20 protein-coding genes are annotated in these 21,367 nt (G+C 34.5%); 18 read left to right on the top strand and 2 right to left on the bottom strand.

Annotation, left to right across the window (positions count from 1 at the left end; all coding sequences use genetic code 11):
- Positions 1-17: 17 nt before the first annotated feature.
- From rpsF to ACRDEC_RS12705, 7 genes are all read left to right on the top strand, one after another.
- Complete coding sequence (gene rpsF / locus ACRDEC_RS12675; RefSeq protein ID WP_431498726.1) at positions 18-359, top strand: 30S ribosomal protein S6; 342 nt, start codon at positions 18-20, stop codon at positions 357-359.
- A 5-nt stretch (positions 360-364) separates the two neighbouring features.
- Complete coding sequence (gene rpsR, locus ACRDEC_RS12680) at positions 365-661, top strand: 30S ribosomal protein S18 (protein ID WP_135526352.1); 297 nt, start codon at positions 365-367, stop codon at positions 659-661.
- 66 nt (positions 662-727) lie between these two features.
- Positions 728-1,171, top strand: coding sequence for a 50S ribosomal protein L9 (rplI, locus tag ACRDEC_RS12685; RefSeq protein ID WP_431498727.1), 444 nt, complete (start codon positions 728-730; stop codon positions 1,169-1,171).
- A gap of 204 nt (positions 1,172-1,375) precedes the next feature.
- Complete coding sequence (locus tag ACRDEC_RS12690) at positions 1,376-1,849, top strand: DUF6495 family protein (RefSeq protein WP_431498764.1); 474 nt, start codon at positions 1,376-1,378, stop codon at positions 1,847-1,849.
- Between the two features lie 71 nt (positions 1,850-1,920).
- Positions 1,921-3,924: an NAD-dependent DNA ligase LigA gene (gene ligA / locus ACRDEC_RS12695; RefSeq protein ID WP_431498728.1), complete on the top strand. Its 2,004-nt coding sequence runs from the start codon at positions 1,921-1,923 to the stop codon at positions 3,922-3,924.
- Complete coding sequence (locus ACRDEC_RS12700) at positions 3,914-4,588, top strand: hypothetical protein (protein ID WP_431498729.1); 675 nt, start codon at positions 3,914-3,916, stop codon at positions 4,586-4,588. Before ligA ends, ACRDEC_RS12700 begins: the two co-directional genes overlap by 11 nt.
- A gap of 10 nt (positions 4,589-4,598) precedes the next feature.
- On the top strand, positions 4,599-5,276 hold the full coding sequence (locus tag ACRDEC_RS12705) for a lysoplasmalogenase family protein (RefSeq protein WP_431498730.1): 678 nt from the start codon (positions 4,599-4,601) through the stop codon (positions 5,274-5,276).
- On the opposite strand, the gene ACRDEC_RS12710 is transcribed toward ACRDEC_RS12705, so the two are convergent.
- Positions 5,273-6,187 carry a bifunctional metallophosphatase/5'-nucleotidase gene (locus tag ACRDEC_RS12710; protein ID WP_431498731.1) on the bottom strand — a complete coding sequence of 305 codons (915 nt, stop codon included), beginning with the start codon at positions 6,185-6,187 and terminating at the stop codon, positions 5,273-5,275. The two genes, ACRDEC_RS12705 and ACRDEC_RS12710, sit on opposite strands and share 4 nt — an antisense overlap.
- Before the next feature lie 5 nt (positions 6,188-6,192).
- Positions 6,193-6,975 carry a 5'-nucleotidase C-terminal domain-containing protein gene (locus tag ACRDEC_RS12715; protein WP_431498732.1) on the bottom strand — a complete coding sequence of 261 codons (783 nt, stop codon included), beginning with the start codon at positions 6,973-6,975 and terminating at the stop codon, positions 6,193-6,195.
- A 56-nt stretch (positions 6,976-7,031) separates the two neighbouring features.
- Between ACRDEC_RS12715 and ACRDEC_RS12720 the strand changes: the two genes are divergently transcribed.
- The 11 genes from ACRDEC_RS12720 to ACRDEC_RS12770 all read left to right on the top strand — a co-directional run bounded on the left by ACRDEC_RS12720 (position 7,032) and on the right by ACRDEC_RS12770 (position 21,225).
- The gene (locus ACRDEC_RS12720; RefSeq protein WP_431498733.1) at positions 7,032-7,550 is read left to right on the top strand and encodes a DUF6913 domain-containing protein; all 519 of its coding nucleotides are present in this window, start codon (positions 7,032-7,034) and stop codon (positions 7,548-7,550) included.
- A 3-nt stretch (positions 7,551-7,553) separates the two neighbouring features.
- Entirely contained in the window at positions 7,554-8,435 is an 882-nt protein-coding gene (dapA, locus tag ACRDEC_RS12725; protein ID WP_431498734.1) for a 4-hydroxy-tetrahydrodipicolinate synthase, read from the top strand.
- Positions 8,436-8,537: 102 nt separating this feature from the next.
- Positions 8,538-9,332: an outer membrane protein assembly factor BamD gene (locus ACRDEC_RS12730; protein WP_431498735.1), complete on the top strand. Its 795-nt coding sequence runs from the start codon at positions 8,538-8,540 to the stop codon at positions 9,330-9,332.
- 9 nt (positions 9,333-9,341) lie between these two features.
- The gene (locus tag ACRDEC_RS12735) at positions 9,342-9,656 is read left to right on the top strand and encodes a DNA-directed RNA polymerase subunit omega (protein WP_431498736.1); all 315 of its coding nucleotides are present in this window, start codon (positions 9,342-9,344) and stop codon (positions 9,654-9,656) included.
- An 8-nt stretch (positions 9,657-9,664) separates the two neighbouring features.
- A complete protein-coding gene (gene coaBC / locus ACRDEC_RS12740) occupies positions 9,665-10,873 on the top strand; it encodes a bifunctional phosphopantothenoylcysteine decarboxylase/phosphopantothenate--cysteine ligase CoaBC (protein ID WP_431498737.1) in 1,209 nt (402 codons plus the stop codon).
- On the top strand, positions 10,866-11,750 hold the full coding sequence (locus tag ACRDEC_RS12745; protein WP_431498738.1) for a DUF4835 family protein: 885 nt from the start codon (positions 10,866-10,868) through the stop codon (positions 11,748-11,750). Before coaBC ends, ACRDEC_RS12745 begins: the two co-directional genes overlap by 8 nt.
- Positions 11,751-11,759: 9 nt before the next feature.
- Positions 11,760-13,412 (top strand): DNA repair protein RecN, encoded by a 1,653-nt coding sequence (gene recN, locus ACRDEC_RS12750; RefSeq protein WP_431498739.1) that lies wholly within the window; start codon positions 11,760-11,762, stop codon positions 13,410-13,412.
- A gap of 57 nt (positions 13,413-13,469) precedes the next feature.
- The gene (gene fabV, locus ACRDEC_RS12755) at positions 13,470-14,660 is read left to right on the top strand and encodes an enoyl-ACP reductase FabV (RefSeq protein WP_431498740.1); all 1,191 of its coding nucleotides are present in this window, start codon (positions 13,470-13,472) and stop codon (positions 14,658-14,660) included.
- Between the two features lie 146 nt (positions 14,661-14,806).
- Positions 14,807-17,317, top strand: a complete 2,511-nt coding sequence (locus tag ACRDEC_RS12760) for a T9SS type A sorting domain-containing protein (protein ID WP_431498741.1) — start codon at positions 14,807-14,809, stop codon at positions 17,315-17,317.
- 138 nt (positions 17,318-17,455) lie between these two features.
- Positions 17,456-19,348, top strand: a complete 1,893-nt coding sequence (locus tag ACRDEC_RS12765; RefSeq protein ID WP_431498742.1) for a choice-of-anchor J domain-containing protein — start codon at positions 17,456-17,458, stop codon at positions 19,346-19,348.
- 80 nt (positions 19,349-19,428) lie between these two features.
- A complete protein-coding gene (locus ACRDEC_RS12770) occupies positions 19,429-21,225 on the top strand; it encodes a T9SS type A sorting domain-containing protein (protein WP_431498743.1) in 1,797 nt (598 codons plus the stop codon).
- The last annotated feature ends 142 nt before the right edge of the window (positions 21,226-21,367 follow it).

The following is a 21,367-nucleotide window of genomic DNA, read 5'->3' on the forward strand; positions in this document are numbered from 1 at the left end:
AAATAAAATTTATTATTATGAATCATTATGAAACTGTTTTCATCTTGAATCCCGTTTTATCTGAACAACAGGTAAAGGAAACAGTAAGCAAATTTGAAGATTATTTAACTTCAAAAGGTGCTACAATGGTATCCAAAGAGGATTGGGGCTTGAAAAAAATGGCTTACGAAATTCAAAACAAGAAAAGTGGTTTTTACCATTTATTTGAATTTACAGTTGCAGGCGAAGTATTAGCTGGTTTTGAAACTGAATTTAGACGTGACGAGCGTATTATGCGTTTCTTAACTGTAAGTTTAGACAAACACGCTATCTCTTGGGCTGAAAGAAGAAGAACAAAATTAAAAGCAACTAAAGCGTAATCACTATGTCAACATTACAACAATCTGCTTCAGGAAAAAAAGACGGAGATATTAGATATTTAACGCCTTTAAACATTGATACTAATAAAACGAAAAAATACTGTCGTTTTAAAAAATCAGGTATCAAATATATCGATTATAAAGATGCTGATTTCTTATTGAAATTCGTAAATGAGCAAGGTAAGATATTACCTCGTCGTTTAACTGGTACATCTTTGAAATACCAAAGAAAAGTGTCTGTAGCTGTAAAAAGAGCTCGTCACTTAGCTTTAATGCCATATGTGGCTGATTTACTAAAATAATTAACTAATCTAGTTTGTTGGTTTCCCGTTAAAAGGAACCTAACTTCTAAAATATAAGGACAACAAATGGAAATTATCTTAAAACAAGACGTTCAAAATTTAGGATTTAAAGACGATGTAGTATCTGTTAAACCAGGTTACGGTCGTAACTTTTTAATTCCTCAAGGATTTGCTACTTTGGCAACTTCTTCTGCTAAGAAAGTATTAGCTGAAAACCTAAAACAAAAAGCGCACAAAGAAGCTAAAGTAGTTGCTGATGCAAAAGCTGTAGCTGAAGCTTTAAAAGCTTTAGAAATCAAAATTGTTGCAAAAGCAGGTGGTGAAAAACTATTTGGTTCTGTTACAAATGCTGATATCTCTGAAATTTTAGGAAAAAATGGTCAATCTATTGACAAAAAATTCATCACTTCAGGTATCGTGAAAAGAACTGGTAAATATTCTGCTTCTATTCGTTTACACCGTGATGTAGTAATTGATTTACCTTACGAAATTGTTGCTGAACAAGCATAATTTCTAATCAATATTCAAAAAAGCCTTCTCGCAAGAGAGGGCTTTTTTTTTAATCTGAACTCGTCTTCAGATTCTTTTATAATTAATTTTGTGTCTTATATGACACGAGCGTAGCGAACTGACGCAGTAAATAAGTTCAGCATAAATGAAACGAGCTTGTGCACGAGTTGCATGAGACCATTTAAAAACAATAAATATATTCGGGTGAAATACAAAAGACTTACAAAAGAACAATTCGAATCGTTACACGCAGAATTTGCTAACTTTTTAGCAACACAATCTATTGATAAAAAGGAATGGGACGAAATTAAAGCCGATAAACCTCAGGTTGCAGAGCAGGAACTTGATATTTTTTCAGATTTAATTTGGGATGGTGTGCTGAATAACACGCAGTTTTTAGAGCATTTTTCAAAGAATCATATCTTTTTATTCCACAGCCAGGAAACACTAATTCAATCTATTGTACTGAAATCATTGGTTCCGGAAATCGATTTGATGACAGTTGAAGGATTGCAGTGGCTAAGTGATAATATGTTTACAGATAATGTGGAAATACACTTAGGGAAAAAAGAATACGAAGAAGAAAGAAATGCTGCTATTTTTAATTTGATTACTCAGGGTGCTATTTTGAGTGACGGTCAGTTATATATTCAGATTAATGGGGTAATTCAGCGGTAATTTAGGTTATAAAATTCAATTAAATTGGTTATTTTAGTGCTCAAAATCTAGAATAGCCAATTTTTATTTTTATGAAAGTATTACAAAAAATACAAGCGTTACGAGAAGAGTTAAACCAGCATAATCATAATTATTATGTTTTAGATAATCCTACCATTTCTGATTATGAGTTTGATGTAAAATTGGCTGAACTTCAGAGTCTTGAAAGTAAACATCCTGAATATTTTGACGAAAATTCCCCTACGCAGCGTGTGGGAGGTTCTATTACCAAAAACTTCAATACAGTCCGTCATGAATACCGCATGTACTCCTTGGACAATTCTTATTCCAAAGAAGATTTATTGGATTGGGAAAAGCGTGCTCAGAAAGTTTTAGGTGATGTTCCGCTGGAGTATACTTGTGAACTGAAATATGACGGAGCATCCATTAGTATTTCATACGAAAACGGAAGATTGAAAAGAGCTGTAACTCGTGGTGATGGTTTTCAGGGTGATGAAGTGACAAATAATATTAAGACCATAAAAGCGATTCCTATTCAGCTAAAAGGAGATTTTCCGGAGAAATTTGATATTCGAGGTGAAATTATACTGCCATTAGCCGGTTTCGAAAAAATGAATCAGGATTTGATAGAAATAGGAGAAACTCCTTATGCAAATCCCAGAAATACAGCTTCAGGCAGTTTGAAATTGCAAGATAGTGCCGAAGTAGCTAAGCGTCCTTTAGATTGCTTATTGTATTTCATAATAGGTTCGGATTTACCTTTTAAAACACAATTCGAAGGGCTGGAGAAAGCAAGGAAATGGGGGTTTAAAGTGCCAATCCAAAGCCGTTTGGCAAAGAATATGGAGGAAGTTTTAGATTTCATTAATTACTGGGACAAACACCGTCACGATTTACCTTATGAAACGGATGGAGTAGTAGTAAAGGTGGATAATCTGCATTTACAGGATGAATTAGGTTATACGGCAAAATCTCCTCGTTGGGCGATTGCTTATAAGTTTAAAGCGGAGCAGGTTTCAACGAAATTAAATTCGATTTCCTATCAGGTTGGAAGGACAGGTTCTATCACTCCTGTTGCTAATCTGGAGCCTGTGCAATTAGCTGGAACAGTAGTCAAAAGAGCTTCTCTGCACAATGCTGATCAAATTGAAAAATTAGATATCCGTATTGGTGATGAAGTTTTTGTTGAAAAAGGAGGGGAGATTATCCCGAAAATTATTGGTGTGGATTTGGAAAAACGCCAAACGGACTCTCTGCCGACAATATACATTTCGCATTGCCCGGAGTGTCAAACCGAGTTAGAAAGAAAAGAAGGAGAAGCCAATCATTATTGCCCTAATTTTTATGGGTGCCCACCACAGATTATTGGTAGAATTCAGCATTATATTTCGCGCAAAGCAATGGATATTGAAGGGCTCGGAGGGGAAACAGTTGCCTTGCTTTTTAATAATGATCTGGTTAAAAATTATGCCGATTTGTACGAATTAAAAAAAGATCAGATTATTCCATTGGAGCGGATGGCTGAAAAATCAGCAGATAATTTGATTAACGGAATTGAAAAATCGGTGGAAATACCATTTGAACGTGTTTTATTTGCTTTAGGTATCAGATATGTGGGTGAAACGGTTGCTAAAAAACTGGCAAAGTATTATAAATCTATTGATACTATTGCCAGTGCCAGTTTGACGGATTTGATTTTAGTAGACGAAATTGGAGAAAAAATTGCACAAAGTGTTATTGAGTTCTTTGAAAATCAAGAAAATAGAACTATCATTGAGAGATTAAAAAAATATGGTATTCAATTAGAGGCAAATGTGTCAAACGATACTTCGGTTTCAGATAAGCTTTTAGGTAAAATATTTGTTGTTTCAGGAGTTTTCTCCACATTTTCAAGAGATGAGCTGAAGAAGGCTATTGAAGACAATGGAGGGAAAGTAGGAAGTTCTATTTCAGCTAAAACGAATTATGTGATTGCGGGTGAAAATATGGGTCCTGCTAAATTAGAAAAAGCAAATCAATTGAATGTACCAATTATTAATGAAGATGATTTTGTAAATTTATTGAATGAAAGTTAATTCTCCGGCACTTATTTTGTACCTAATAGCTTCAGTTTTTGCAGTAATTGGGGTAGCATTTGGAAGTGAATTTTTAGTATTATTGGCAAAACCGGTAATTGCTCCTGCAATTTTCTTTCATTATTTGCAGATAAAAAGGACAAAAGTCAATTGGCTTTTTTTTATCGCGGTGCTGTGCAGCTTTATTGCTGATATGATTGTAGTGTTTCAGATGCCGGAAGGTGATATCCCTATCGCTTTCTTAAATATTGTGATGTATCTCATTTTTAGTTTTTTTGTTATAAATGACATTGAAAAAATGGATGTAATAGGGTATAAATTCCTTTATTTTATACTTATTTTTTTAGGGTGTTTTGGTGTTTTGTCGTTAATTCTGAACATGATGACAAGTTTAGATAGTATGACATTTAATGTTTTTATTTTTTACGGTGTTGTTTTAAGTTTTCTATCAGCCATAATTGGATTTAACCATATAAACTCACACAATATTCGTACTTTCTATGCCTTAATCATGTGTATTTGTTTTGTGATTTCAGATGTTTTTTTTGCAGTTTATAACTTTTATTTAAAAATGGATATTTTCATTCTGTTTAATGTTACAGCCCAATTTGTTTCCTATTTCTACATGGTAAAGTATTTTACGAGTAAGTCAATTTCACATTAAATTTAAAACAATGGAAAATACTAAAGCGGATAAGAAAATTGATGATTTTAAGATTTTGCTAGTATTATTTTTCACAATTGGATTAGCAGAAATCATTGCTGAGTTGTTTGTGAATAAAACATTTATTTACATATTAAAACCATTGCTTATTCCAACACTGACAGCTGTTTACTGGAAAAAATCAAAACAAAGAAATTATTATTTTATTGTAGCTATGTTTTTTGCCTTCTTGGCGAACATATTCTTTGTGGCAGAAGATTTTAATTCCATAATGGCAGGTGCTTTTTTTTACTTGCTTTATAGGATTATCGTTATTTACTTAGTGCTGAAAATAGTGGGACTCAGGAATTACCTGCCTATTTTCTTAGGCAGTATTCCTTTTCTGACGGTTTTCTCTTATATAGGGTGTTTAACCATAGATGAATTAGGCAGTGCTTTATTCATCTATATCATCCAGGTTTTAATTATGAGTTTTTTAGGAGGGTTTTCAGTAGCAAATTATATGATTGACGATAACAGAACAAATTTCTGGCTTTTTCTCAGCAGTTTACTGTTTTCAATAATTCAGATAATACTTATCCTGAAAATTTACTACATATCGGTATTTATATTTCAGCCAATGGCAATGATTTTATACATTTTTGCCCAATATGCCTTGTATAAATTTATGATTCTTTCCGAAAATTAAATGATAATTTTCTTTCCTCCTGATGTAACATTGTTTTTGCTGTCCAAATAAAAATCGATTCGGCCCAAGTTGATTCCGTAACATCCTACTTGATTTACAAGAACTTCATTACCGTCAATATTTTTTTCAATAACCGGCTTGTCCAGGAAAGTATGGGTGTGTCCGCCTATAATCAAATCAATGTTCTTCGTTTTTCTTGCTAAATTGATATCGGAAGGTTTTTCGGGATCATTTTTATAATTGAAACCTAAGTGGGACAAACAGATGACAAGATCACATTTTTTCTCTTCTTTTAAAATGCGTGACATATCCTGTGCAATTTCAATTGGATTGTTGTATTTGGTTTCTCTGTATAATTTTTTATCAACAAGACCCTGGAGTTCAATACCTAATCCGAAAATACCAATTTTAATACCACCTTTATTAAATATCTTATAAGGTTCAATATGAGTATAAAGAACCGTATTCATGAAATCATAATTTGCAGAAACAAAATTAAAATTAGCATGAGGCATTTGAGCCAGTAATCCTTCAACACCATTATCGAAATCATGATTTCCAATGGTTGCCAAATCGTATTTCATCATACTCATTAATTTCATCTCCAATTCACCTCCATAATAATTGAAATAAGGAGTTCCCTGAAAAATATCTCCTGCATCCAAAAGTAAAACGTTAGGTTCTTCTTTTCTTATTTGCTCAATAATTGCAGCACGACGGGCTACACCACCTTGATTAGGATTTTTTGGATCTGTTGCAGGAAACGGATCGATGTGACTGTGTACATCGTTAGTATGCAGAATGGTTATTTTTCTTACTTCCTCAGTAGTGAAACTACTTAATGATAATCCGCCAAGAGTTAATAATGTGGAGCTTGCTGCAGTTTTTTGAATAAAGTCTCTTCTTTTCATGTTTCTTATTTTTCTTGGGTTACTTTAACTTCCTGAACTACTGGGATAGTATCAACATCTTTAAAATAGTCAATTAATACATTTCTAAGTTTATATTCCAGATCATACACTTTTATAGGCTCTTTGAAAAAATTCATGTTATCTCCTCCGTTTGATAAGTAATCTGAAGTGACAATATAATAAGTTTTCTCTGTAATTAACGGCTGGTTTTTAACTTTAATATCTTTTACTTCATTGTTAGCTGTGATTGTAAAAGTAATTCCCGCCAATGGATGCGGTTTTTTCTCTTTTACAAAATAATTGGCAAGCTCAATAATTTTATCGCCTTTAAGTGCTACAACAACGGTTGTGTTTTCAAAAGGCATGATTTCAAAGGCCGTTCTTGTGGTTACATTTCCTTTAGGAAGTATAGCACGAATCCCTCCATGATTTAAGATGCAAATATCAATCTCTTTACCTTCACGTTTTCTGAAAACAGGATTTGTTTTGGCTAAAGTAACATTAGCCATAAGATCACCAATAGGCGTTTGCCATTGACCCGTACTTTTGTCTAAAGTCTCAGGGCAAATAGCCAGTACATTATCTAAATCAGCATCGATTCGGGTGCGGTAAGGAGCAATAAAGTTGTCATATTTTTCAACAGTTGCTGCCTTTTCGTTGACATTAATTTGCTTTCCTTCAATTTTTGTTACTACTAATTGAGCTGAACAATAATTTCCGGATAGAAGTAACGTTAAAATTAAAACAAAATGCTTTAAAACTGTTATACTCTTTTTTACATTTACCATGGCAATTGAATCTTAATTGATTAATTTTGTTTTCAGGATTAATATACAAAAGTACTATGTTTATAAAGTATATAAAAGAATTATCAGTAAAAAAAATATTAAAAAGTAGTCTGCATAATGTTACGCCAAGCTCATTAACAACACCTATTAAAACAGTAGGAATATTGTTGGATGAAAGCTATTTTCAAGAGAAAGAGCAACTTATAAAAGAAATTGTTGCTAACGGAATTCAGGAAAACAATATTAAAATGATTGTTTTTAAAGATAAAATAAAAAAGAACGAAATATTCACTCAACCTACTTTCAGTAATAAAAATATGAGTTGGAAAGGGGACTTATCGCCTGATTTTGTTACTGAATTTATTAAAACGCCGTTTGATATGCTAATCAGTTATTATGATACTGAAAAAGCACCATTACTACTCATAACACATCACTCGAAAGCATTATTTAAGGCAGGTTTTTCAACAGTAGACAAAAGACTGAATCATTTGATGATTAATACGAATGCCGAGAATTATAAAGTTTTTGCACACGAGTTATTCAGATATTTAAAAATTTTAAACAAAATATAAAACATGCAAGCATTTATTGGAACTGGAGTTGCTCTTGTAACACCTTTTAAAAAAGATTTTTCTGTTGATACAGACGCCTTAAAAAAAATTGTAGATTATGTAATTGACGGAGGTGTTGAGTACCTGGTTGTTTTAGGTACAACCGGAGAACCTGCCACGCTGAGTGAAAATGAAAAAGAAATTGTGATTGCTACTATAGTTGAGGCTAATAAAGGAAGATTACCGCTTGTTCTTGGCGTGGGAGGAAACGATACTTATAAGGTTGCAGAAGAATTAAAAACAAGAGATTTGTCAAAATTTCAAGCGATACTTTCCGTTTCTCCTTATTATAATAAACCAACTCAGGAAGGAATTTACCAGCATTTTAAAGTTATTGCCGAAGCCTCTCCACTTCCAGTAATTGTTTATAATGTACCGGGAAGAACAGCAAGTAACATGTTGCCTGAGACGGTTTTAAGATTGGCTAAAGATTTTAAAAATATTATTGGAATTAAAGAAGCTGCAGGAGATATTGTTCAGGCGATGAAATTAATTCAAGGAAAACCAAAGGATTTTCTGGTAATCTCTGGAGATGATATGGTGGCGCTGCCAATAGTTTTAGCAGGAGGATCCGGAGTTATATCTGTGATTGGTGAAGGTTATCCAAAAGAATTTTCTCACATGATTCGTTTAGGTTTGGAGAGAAAAGTTGACGAAGCTTATGCTTTGCAGTATAAGTTAATGGATAGTATTGATATGATTTTTGAACAAGGAAATCCGGGAGGAATAAAAGAAATTTTCAAATCATTGGGATTATCTGAAAATACTGTTCGTTTGCCGTTAGTTAATGTTAATGCAAATTTAGCAGATAGACTAGATTCGTTTACAAAACAACTATCTAAATAACAGTAAAAATAAAGTTTTGTATATAAGAATTATTAACTAAATTTGCGGTTCGTTTTGTAGAAAGCTAAAAGCTAGCAAATCCGACTGTTTTATAAAAAAAATATGAATAAAATAATTTATGTATTTCTACTTGCTGTATTATTTTCGTCTTGTAACGAATATCAAAGAGCAATTAAGTCTGAAGATGTAGCTGTAAAGTTTGATGTTGCAACAAAAAAATACGAAGCTGGAAAATACGAAAAAGCAATTCGTTTATTTGAGCAGATTGCACCGGCTTACAGAGGTAAGCCTCAAGCTGAAAAAATGTTTTATATGTTTGCGCAATCGTATTATAAAACAGAACAATACTATTTGTCAGGGTACCAGTTTGAAAGCTTTGTGGCACTTTATCCAAAAAGCCAAAAAGTAGAAGAGGCAGCCTTTTTATCTGCAAAATCGTACGCTCAATTATCTCCGGTATATTCATTAGATCAAGCGGATACTGATAAGGCAATAACAAAATTACAGTCTTTTATCAATACTTATCCGAACTCTTCATACATGCCGGAAGCGAATGAAATGATTAAGGGGTTAAGAGAGAAATTAGAGAAAAAAGCATTCGAAATTGCAAAACAATACAATACGATTTCGGATTTTAAAACGGCAATTAAAGCGCTGGATAATTTTATTGCAGAATATCCCGGAACACCATTTAAAGAAAAAGCATTGTATTACAAACTGGATTCTTGTTATAATTTAGCAATAAACAGTGTGCCTGCTAAAATGCAGGAAAGATTAAATGCAGCAAAAGTAGCCTATGCTTCTTTAATAAAATTTAATGCCAATACAGAATACAAAAAGATAGCTGACGATATGTTGGTTAGAATTGATAAGGATTTACAACAATTTTCTAAATAAGTAAAAGTCATGGATTTAAAAAAGACTACAGCTCCTGTAAACACAATAACATACAATAAAAATGTTATTGAAGAACCTACTGGAAATGTTTATGAAGCGATTACCATAATAGCAAGAAGAGCCAATCAAATTAACTCTGAAATTAAAAAAGAGCTAATTGAAAAGTTAGAAGAGTTTGCTACTTACAATGATAGTTTAGAAGAAGTTTTTGAAAACAAAGAGCAAATTGAAGTTTCAAAATTTTACGAAAAATTACCAAAACCTCACGCATTAGCAGTTCAGGAATGGTTAGATGATAAAATCTACTATAAATCTACAAAATAAAACAACAGATGTCTGTTTTAAGTGGTAAGAAAATAATACTGGGTGTTTCTGGTGGAATTGCCGCTTATAAATCAGCGTCTTTAGTTAGACTTTTTATAAAAGCAGGAGCACATGTCCAAGTGATAATGACTCCTGCTTCTAAGGATTTTGTAACACCGCTTACACTTTCCACTTTATCCAAAAACCCTGTTCATTCAAGCTTTTTTAATGAAGATGATGAGAATGCAGTTTGGAACAACCATGTTGATTTAGCACTTTGGGCTGATTATATTGTTATTGCGCCTGCAACAGCAAATACCATGTCTAAAATGGTAAATGGGAATTGCGATAATTTATTAATTGCAACGTATCTTTCTGCAAAATGTCCTGTTTATATCGCGCCAGCAATGGATTTAGACATGTACAAACATCCTTCGACTTTAGCTAGTTTTGAAGCCTTTAAAAGATTTGGAAACACTATAATTCCTGCTGAAAGCGGTGAATTAGCCAGTGGACTATCAGGTGAGGGTAGAATGGCTGAACCTGAAAACATTGTTGGTTTCCTTGAAAAAGATATTGAGAGTAAACTTCCGCTTAAAGGAAAAAAAATCATGGTTACTGCCGGGCCAACTTTCGAAGCTATTGATCCTGTTCGATTTATAGGGAATCATTCCTCAGGCAAAATGGGTTTTGATATTGCTAAAGCTGCAGCCGATTTAGGAGCCGAAGTTATTTTAGTTTCGGGGCCAACTCATTTGCAGAGCAAGCATTCTTTGATAAATTTAGTAAGAGTTACTTCTGCCGAAGAAATGTATAATGCCTGTCATCTCTATTTTAATGATGTCGATGTTACTATTGCCGCAGCAGCTGTAGCTGATTATAAACCTAAAAATGTGGCATCACAGAAAATAAAAAAGAATGATACTGCGTTTTCTATTGAATTGGAGAAAACTAAAGATATTTTAGCATCATTGGGGCAAATCAAAAAAAATCAATTTTTAATTGGCTTTGCACTCGAAACGGAAAATGAAATTGAACATGCTAAGTTGAAAATTCAGAAAAAAAACTTAGATTTGATTGTTCTTAATTCTTTAAATGATGCCGGTGCAGGTTTTGGAAAACCCACAAATAAGGTTACCTTTATCGATAAGAACTTTAAAATCGAGGCTCAAGAGCTGAAATCTAAAGAAGAAGTTGCGATTGATATTGTAAATAAAATTATTTCTCATTATGCGTAAAATAGTAGTTGGTTTTTTTCTATTGTTTTTTGGGTTTGCACAAGCTCAAGAGTTAAATTGTTCTGTATCATTCAACACAGATCAGGTTGCAGCTACAAACCAGCAAATATTTAAAACGCTTCAAAAAGCACTTACTGAGTTTATAAATAATACCAAATGGTCACAGCAAACCTATAGTGGTGTTGAAAAAATAGAATGTTCCTTCTTTTTTAACATTACGTCTTACAGTTCAGATCAGTTTACAGCAACATTACAGGTACAGGCAAACAGACCGGTTTTTAACTCTACTTATTCTTCACCAATCTTAAATATAAACGATAAGGAAGTTAATTTTACATATACTGAATTTCAGAATTTAACTTTTAATCCAAATTCTTTTGATTCTAATTTATTATCTATTGTAGCTTTTTATGCGAATATAGTTGTAGCTGTCGATGCGGATACTTTTTCCTTAGAAGGAGGTTCAAAATCTCTTGAAAATGCTCAGAATATTGTTAACGTTGCACAACAAACTCAGGAAAAAGCGTGGACTTCAAGTGGAAATCAAAATAGATTTTATTTAGTAAATGATATGCTTTCCCCAACTTTTGCTCCATTTAGAAAAGCAATGTATGAGTATCATTTCAAAGCATTAGACAAAATGAATGAGAATCAGAAAGAAGGTAAAGAAGGTATTAAAAATGCATTAAAAACGCTCGTTGAAGTTTCTAATGTAAGACCAAATGCTTATTTGACAAGAGTGTTTTTTGATGCTAAAGCAGACGAAATCTTAAGTATTTTTACTGATGGACCAAAAGTTGAAATTACAGGTGTAATTGACAACCTAAACAGATTATCTCCAACAAATTCTAGCAAGTGGGGACGAATTAGCTATTAAATTCTCATTATGCTTATCTCATTATCTATAAAAAATTTCGCACTGATCGAACAGTTGGAAATGAATTTTTCCAACCAATTATCTATTATTACCGGTGAAACTGGTGCCGGAAAATCTATTTTGCTTGGTGCTTTGGGTTTGGTTTTAGGAAAAAGAGCAGATTTGACTTCTTTGAAAGATAAAGAGCAGAAATGTGTTATTGAAGCGCATTTTCAAATTAATAAATACAATTTACAGGCTTTTTTTAATAAAAATGACCTCGATTATGAAGATGTAACGATCATCAGAAGGGAAATTTTACCTTCAGGGAAATCGAGAGCTTTTGTTAATGACAGTCCGGTAAATCTGAATGAATTACAAGAGTTAAGTGATTTTTTATTGGATATTCACTCGCAGCATCAAACGCAGGAATTATCAAATGAAGAATACCAGATTCAAATTTTGGATGCTATTGCGAATCACCAAAATGTTTTAGAGAATTACCAGCAAAATTTATCAAAATATAAATCTGCAAAAAGCGAATTGAAAAAGCTTTTGGCTGAGAAAGAAAATTTAACTAAAGAACAGGATTATAATTCATTTTTATTGGAAGAGCTGCTTTCTGCTAATTTAAAATCAGGAGAACAAGCCGAGTTAGAGGATGTTTTCGAGAAACTGAACAATGTTGAATTTATTAAAGAGTCTTTGGATAAATCTTTAGCTATATCTAATGAAGAGCAGATTGGAATTATTCAAAATCTGAAAGAAGTAAAAGCTTCGCTTCATAAAATCGCTAATTTTTCTTCTGATTTTAATGAATTACATGAACGCGTTTCAAGTGTTTTGATAGAATTTGATGATATTTCAGCTGAACTTTTGCAACAAGCTGAAAAACTGATAAATGACCCGGAAAAATTAGAATTGGTCAACCAAAAACTGCAGGTTATTTATTCGCTTCAAAAAAAGCATCAGGTGGATTCAATTGAAGAATTGCTGATTATTCAAAATGATTTGGATTCCAAATTAGTATTGGTCGGCGATTTGGAAAGTCAAATTCAAAAGCTGGAAAATCAAATTTCAGATAGTGTAGAAGTATTGAATAAAATTGCAGCTGAAATTTCTGAAAACAGAAGCAAGGCGGTTCCTGTTTTGGTCGACAAAATAGTAGAAATATTATCTCAATTGGGAATGCCGAATGCCCGTTTTCAATTCGAAATTAAACAAGCTGAAAATTACTTGCCAACAGGTAAAGATGAAGTTCAATTGTTGTTCTCCGCTAATAAAGGTACTGATTTCGGATTGCTTAAAAAAGTAGCTTCAGGAGGAGAAATGTCAAGAATTATGCTTGCTGTGAAATCAGTTTTGGCTAATTATTCAAAACTCCCGACTATTATTTTTGATGAAATTGACACTGGTGTTTCAGGTGAAATAGCCCATAAAATGGGAGATATTATGAAAGTGATGAGTGGTCAGATGCAGGTTTTTGCCATAACACACTTGCCTCAAATCGCAGCAAAAGGACATCAGCACTATAAGGTTTTTAAATCAATTCAAGGTGAAACTACAGTCTCTGAATTAAAATTACTATCTCAAAATGAGCGTGTTGCAGAAATAGCTGAAATGCTTTCAGGTAAAGACATTTCTGATTCGGCTCTTAATCATGCAAAAGCTTTGTTGAACTAATTTTTTAAATTAAATTTGTTCTTAACAAAAAATCGATAACGACAAAACAATACTATTATGATCATAGAACCAAGAATGCGAGGATTTATTTGTTTGACTGCACATCCAAAGGGGTGCGAGCAAAACGTAAAAAATCAAATTGAATATGTAAAATCAAAAGGAAAAATTGATGGAGCAAAGAAAGTTTTAGTGATAGGAGCTTCTACAGGTTTCGGACTGGCTTCAAGAATTACGAGTGCTTTTGGTTCTGATGCTGGAACTATTGGAGTTTTCTTCGAAAAGCCGCCAGCGGAAGGAAAAACGGCTTCCCCTGGCTGGTACAATTCTGCTGCTTTTGAAAATGAAGCAAAAAAGGCAGGGTTATATGCAAAAAGTATCAATGGTGACGCATTTTCTAATGAAGTGAAACAGCAGACTATTGATATGATTAAAGCTGATTTAGGCCAGGTTGATTTAGTAATTTATAGTTTGGCTTCTCCTGTTCGTATGCATCCTGTAACTGGGGTTTTGCATCGTTCGGTTTTGAAACCGATTGGAAATACATTTACCAACAAGACAGTCGATTTTCATACCGGAACAGTGTCTCAGATTTCTATTGAGCCAGCTAATCAGGACGATATTGACAATACTGTGGTTGTTATGGGTGGAGAAGATTGGACCATGTGGATGGATGCTTTAAAGGCGGCAGGTGTTTTAGCGGATGGAGCCACTACGGTAGCTTACTCTTATATTGGGCCGGAAGTAACTGAGCCAGTATACAGAAAAGGAACGATTGGACGTGCCAAAGATCATCTTGAGGCTACAGCTTTCTCTATTACGGATCGTTTGAAAGATATCAACGGAAAAGCGTATGTTTCTGTAAACAAAGCTTTGGTAACACAAGCAAGTTCGGCTATTCCGGTAATTCCGTTGTATATTTCGCTTTTATATAAAATAATGAAAGCGGAAGGAATTCATGAAGGATGTATAGAGCAAATGCAGCGATTGTATTCACAAAGATTATATAATGGAAGTGAAATTCCTACAGACGATAAAGGAAGAATCAGAATTGATGATTGGGAAATGCGTGATGATGTGCAGGAAAAAATAGCTAAACTTTGGTTGGAAGCAACTTCGGAAAACCTTTCTGAAATAGGAGATTTAGCTGGCTATAAGCAGGATTTCTTAAACTTATTCGGTTTTGGATTTGACGGAGTAGATTATGCTGCGGATACCAATGAAATGATAAATGTATCAAGTATTGGTTAGGAAAAAATCAAAAATGTAAGAAATTAATACAACCACGATAGATATCGTGGTTTTTTTATGTATTTCATCGACCTTTTTTTAAATTGAGAAGTTAAAAATGATTAAATATTGTACATTCACCGCCATTAAAACTAACAAATTATTTTATGAAGAAAATTACCTTATTACTTTTTACGTTTATGCTTGCCGTAGTCACGAAAAACTACGCCCAAGTTAGTTCTTATTCTTTTTCACAATCCAATGACACTTTTACAGAAATTACCGGAGGTACAGTTCTTGTAACTGCTACAGCTAACACAAATGGCGGGTCGATGGATAGTTTTGCTTCATCAGCCTTAGCATTGCCATTCAGTTTTAATTATAATGGAACTTCTGTTTCAACGGTTTTTATGAGCAGCAACGGTTTTGTTTCTTTAGGAGCTACAGCACCATCTGCTTTTACAACCACACCTATTAGTTCTACTTCGACAGCTAATGGTATTATTTCTCCATGGTCAGGGGATTTAAATTCTTTTTTTAACCTTGGTTCAAGAACTGGAGAGATGAGATGGGAAACCATTGGAGTTGCCCCAGACAGGGAAATTGTTTTTCAATGGAAAGATTTTAGACCTGCTTATACAAATAGTACAACAAATGCTTATGGTTTCAATTATCAAGTGCGATTATTGGAAAACGGTAATTTAGTGAAGATTGTTTACGGACCAGGTAGCTTTGCAGTTGGTTCAACAGCAGTAACCGGAGCTACAAGCAGACAAATCGGTTTAAGAGGAACGACTCCTTCTGATTTTAATAACAGAGTATTTACTTCATTTGCTTCTGCATCTACAGCAGGACCTTTGAATTCAGCAGCTAACAGTTTTTCTACTGCAACAAATTTTCCTGCCAGTGGTTTGACTCTAACTTGGACTCCTCCTGCACTTTGTACAGGAACTCCTGTTGCGGGTTCAGTTACACCGGCTAATCAAAATATCTGTTCAGGTGTTACACCGGCTAACTTGGTTGGAGCTGGATTTACAACAGGTGCTTCAGGAATAACATTTCAATGGGAAGAATCAGATGATAATGGAGTAGCTGATGCTTGGGCTAATGCTGTAGGCGGTTCGAATGCTACTACTTCAACCTATACACCACCTGCTTTTTCAGGGACTGCTATTTATTACAGATTGAATGTGACTTGTAGTGGTTCGGCACTGTCTACACAAACAACTTCTGTTGTAGTTTCACCTCCTGCTAATCCTACAACGCAAGTTACAAACTTAGCGATGGGAACTACTACACTTACAACTATTCCTTTGAACTGGGTAAATGGTAACGGTTCAAGAAGAGTTGTTTATTTTAGTGATTCGCCAACGTTTACTGATCCGGTAAATGGTAATGCAGCTGCATTAACGGCTGCAACTGCTTATTCAGGCTCAGGTCAGCAAATTGTTTATGATGGTACAGGAACAGGAGTTACTGTGACAGCATTGACTTCAGGAACTACATACTATGCTAAAGTATATGAGTATTTACGTTGTGGATCGGGTCCTTATGACTTTTATTATAATGTTTCTACGGGTACAAATATTCTTACGGTAACGCCTGCAAGTGTTCCGGTAAACGATAACTTTGTTAATGCAATTGCTATTACTTGTGGAAATAATTATTCAGGGAATACAAGTTATGCTACTATAGATGAGGCTAATGCTACTTTACAATTTGGTGTAGATTTGGATTCTCCAAACGTATGGTATAAATTTACAGGCTCAGGTGCTGCACAAACAGTTACTCTTAATTTATGTGGTTCAAATTACGATTCATCTGTGTTAGTTCTTACAGGAGTTTCAGGAGCGTTAACAGCAATTGCTGGAAATGATGATGATGCCACTGGTTGTGCTCCAAACGGTACTCGTTCAAAAGTTAACTTTACTTCTGACGGAACAACTACATATTACATAGCGATTGAAGGTTATAATGTTGGATCTGTTGGTACCTATACAATGGATGTTACTTGTGCAGCTGTAAATCCTCCAGCTGTTGCTAACCAGGATTGTGTTACATCATTAGTGGTTAATGTTGATGGGACTGACACTGTTTCAGATAATTCATATGGAAATGTGAGTTCAGCCCAACCTACATGTGATCCATTTGGCAGTATTCAAGATGTTTGGTTTTCATTTGTAGCTCCGTCTTCAGGTGCTGTAAATTGTTTGGTTACAAACGGTACAATGACTTCTTCAAACTTTACAGTTTATTCTGGAGCGTGTGGAGCATTGACTGAAGTAACGGGGACTTGTAATTCAAATTTAGTTACTCCAACTACGGAAGCTTTAACAGGACTTGTTGTTGGTAATACTTATTATGTTCAGGTTTGGAGTAATGCTGCTGAACAAGGAACGTTCACATTGAAACTGACTGATACGGCTTTAAATAACCAATCATTTGATACGACTAATTTTATGGTTTATCCAAATCCTGTGAAAGATGTATTAAACTTGTCATATTCTAAAAATATTTCAACAGTATCTGTACATAATTTATTAGGTCAGGTAGTAATGTCAAAAAATATTAACGCTCCACAATCTAAAATTGACCTGTCTAACCTATCATCAGGAACTTATTTAGTTAAGGTAACTGTAGATAATTTAGTTAAGACTGTTAAAATTGTGAAAGAATAATATTCAATATAATTAGTATTAAAGCCAGTGAGATGCATTTCACTGGCTTTTTTTGTTAATTAGTCGATTGTTTTGATAATAATTTTTATTTTTTATTGATTTTTATTAACTTGGTGAAAAACTTATAAAAACCAAATTATGAAAAAAATTACTTTTAAATTATTGATGTTTTTCTTACTGCTTGTATCAGGTGTTATGAACGCACAATTCAGTCAAGGGTTTGAAACTGGTATTCCCGGGACCTGGACAGTAATTAACGGAGGTGATGCCAATACATTTACAGCGACAACACCGGGCACGGGAACAGCACATGCTGGAACCAATGTGGCAAGACTGAATTATTCGGCGACTGCGCATGATGATTATTTGATTACACAACAATTTACAGTGACTGCCGGTCTTACCGATCAGATATCATTGTGGTATAAGCATCGTTCAAATACATATCCTGAAGTATTTAGTGTTTTGTTATCTAATACAGGAACTGCTACAACGGATTTTACGGCTACTATAGCAGCTGTTGTAACTCCTACTACAGCTTGGCAGCAAGCTACTTATAACCTGAGTGCTTATGTAGGACAAACAGTTTACATTGCATTTCGTTCTACAACAACGGACCAATGGGAACTTTATTTAGATGATATTGTTGTAGATTCTGTACCTGTTCCGTGTGTTGGGACTCCAACTGCAGGGACAGTTACTCCGGTATTGCAAAATCTTTGCTCTGGGACAACTCCGGCTAATTTAGTTGCAGCAGGTTATAGTTCAGGAGTTACCGGATTAACATTTCAATGGGAAGAATCAGATGATAATGGAGGAGCAGACGCTTGGGCAAATGCTGTAGGCGGTGCAGGAGCAACTACTGCTACTTATACACCTCCTGCTTTTGCCGGAGCAACGATATATTACAGACTGAATGTTACTTGTACCAATTCAGCATTATCTTCTCAAACTGCTTCGGTAGCTGTTTCTCCTCCGGGGAATCCTTCTGTTCAGTCAAGTGCTTTGGCTGCCGTGCCATATTCTAATTCATCTGCATTAAACTGGGTGGTAGGAAATGGAAGCAGAAGAGTTGTGTATTTAAGCGATTCTGCTACATTTACTGATCCAGTAAATGGAAATGCAGCAGCTCTTGTTGCAAATACAGTTTATGCTGGTTCAGGTCAGCAAATCGTATATGATGGTACTGGAACTACAGTAACAGTTACCGGATTAACACCTGCGACTACTTATTATGCAAAAGTATATGAGTATTTACGTTGTGGTGCTGGTCCTTACGATTTTTATTATAATGTTATTACTGGAACAAATATAGTTACGTTGGTAACATTAACTCCTCCAGCAAATGATGATTGCGCTGCTGCAATTGCATTAACTCCTGGAGGCACATTTGGAGATCAGGATATTACAGGAACTGTTTATACTGCTACAAAAACCGCTGGGATAACACCAAGCTGTCAAGCAAATGTTACGGCTGATGTATGGTATACAGTTGTGGTTCCTGCCTCAGGTACTTTAACAATTGAAGCTCAGGTTGGAGCAACAAACAGTATGGCTGATTCAGTACTGGCAGCTTTTACAGGAACTTGTGGGGCATTAACTCAAGTTGGTTGTGATGATGATAGTGGCCCAGCTGGACCAAACAATCTAATGTCACTTTTATCTCTAACAGGTAGAACTCCGGGAGAATTATTGTATATAGGTCTTTGGAAGTATGATTCGGCTGTTTTGCCAGCTACAACAACAGGTGAGTTTACAATTTCGGCTTACGACGCTTCATTAAGTACAGCTTCATTTGATACAAATGGCTTCTTAGCGTATCCTAATCCTGTGAAAGACATGTTGAATTTATCTTATTCAAAAGAAATTTCAAGTGTGTCTGTTCATAACTTGCTTGGACAAACGGTTATGACTAAAACGCTTAATTCAGCTCAATCACAATTGGATTTTTCAAGTTTGTCAAGTGGTACTTATTTAGTGAAAGTTATTGTAGATAACTTGGTTAAAACAATCAAAGTTGTAAAAGAATAGTTTTTAGTATACTATTAAAATGCAAAAGCCATCCAGATATCTGGATGGCTTTTTATATATTTACAGCTCAAAAAAAAAATATGAAAAAAATCTACTTTTTAGTTTTACTTTTTATAACAGTTCATTCTTTTGGGCAAACTGCTTTGCCACTAACTGTAAATATTGATGATCCGCTTCCTGTCTGCAATCTTGGAGACTGTGTCAACTTACAAGTGAATTTCGACGAGGTTAAAGAAACGACATCTTATCAAGTAAACGCAATAGGTTATGCTCCGCTATTTCCTTTTGAAGGAGGGACTATTTTAACTACAGCTGATGACGATATCTGGTCACCAGTTTTTGATCTTCCTTTCCCATTTTGTTTTTACGGGCAAAAATACACACATATCATGGTGGGCTCTAATGGAGTAGTGACTTTCAATATTGCACCTTCCGTTCCAGGTGGTATCCCTGGAGGCGTTGAAGAGCCTTTAGTTTCACATCTTCCAGAAGGTTGTAATTGGAGCTTTAATCAAAGTTTACCATATGCTGGTTTCCATACTGCTAATGCTATTTATGGAGTATATCAGGACACTGATATCAGAAACGCACCAAGCGGATCAGTAACTAATCCTTCTGTCCAAAATGTTAACTATTATATAACCGGAACTGCTCCAAATAGGATTTTTATAGCTAATTTTAATCAACTTCCTCAGTATAGTTGTGGTTCTTCCGTCGGATTGCAAACAAGTCAGGTTCTTTTGTATGAGACAACCAATGTTATTGATATTCTTATAAGCAAAAGAACACCATGTAGCTCTTGGCAAGGCGGAGCAGGAGTAGTTGGTATTCAAAACCAAAGTGGGACCCTTGCAACAATTCCTCCGGGTAGAAATACCGGTTCATGGTCTGCAATTAACGAAGCCTGGAGATTTTCACCAAACGGAAATTCAACTTCAACACTGACATGGAGTTTAAATGGCATGCCTATAGCCGGTACTACTAATGACAACCCAATTACAGTTTGTCCTACAAACGAAGGAGGTGTTTACCAAGCTACTGTGAGCTATGCAAATTGTGAAGGGGAAATAACCTCCATTTCGGATAATATTACGCTAAATATTGAAACTCAGATGTCCGCACTTTCAGACCCGACAGATTTAACGGCATGTGTTGTGGGATCCCAACCGGCGACTTTCGATTTAACTCAGAATACTGCAGTAATATTAAATGGCGCAAATCCAAATGATTTTACACTTTGGTATTTTAATTCGGATTTTTCCGTTCAAATTCCAAATGCTGCAGCAATGGCATATGCAAGTTCAGGGGAAACAATAAATGTTGTTATAGCGAGTGAGACAACAGGATGTAGCGTTTTGAAAGCGTTTAATTTAATTGTCAACACAATACCTGGACCGCCGGTTGGAAATGCGATGCAAAGTTTTGTATCAGGAGAAACTCTGGCTGATATTGAAGTAACAGGAAATAACATTACCTGGTTTTCTCAGGAAGATGGAGGAGTAATCTTGCCGGCTAGTACTTTATTAGTTGATGGGACGACTTACTATGCTGCCCAAACAGATAATTCCGGATGTATAAGCGGGAGATCTAATCCGGGAAGACTTGCTGTTTATGTGTATCATGCGCTAGGCAATCCGGAATTCGTTGAATCTGATTTTAAAATTTACCCTAATCCTGTGAAAGATATTTTGAATCTGTCTTATACCAAAGAAATTTCAAATGTAATTGTTCAGAATTTATTAGGACAAATTGTAATGACTAAAAAAAGTAACAATTCTCATCAACAGTTGGATTTTTCAAGTTTGTCAAGTGGTACTTATTTAGTGAAAGTTACTGTAGATAACTTGGTTAAAACAATCAAAGTTGTAAAAGAGTAAGGTTTTAAATAATTAACAAAAAAGCCATGAAAGTAATTTCACGGCTTTTTTTATGTTAAATAATTAATGCATTTGTATTATTTCTTTACTTTTTATTTACTTTCGTGAAAAATTATTAAATCAAATCCAAACCAAAAACACA

The sequence above is a fragment of the Flavobacterium sp. genome (assembly GCF_050696275.1).
GTDB lineage: Bacteria > Bacteroidota > Bacteroidia > Flavobacteriales > Flavobacteriaceae > Flavobacterium.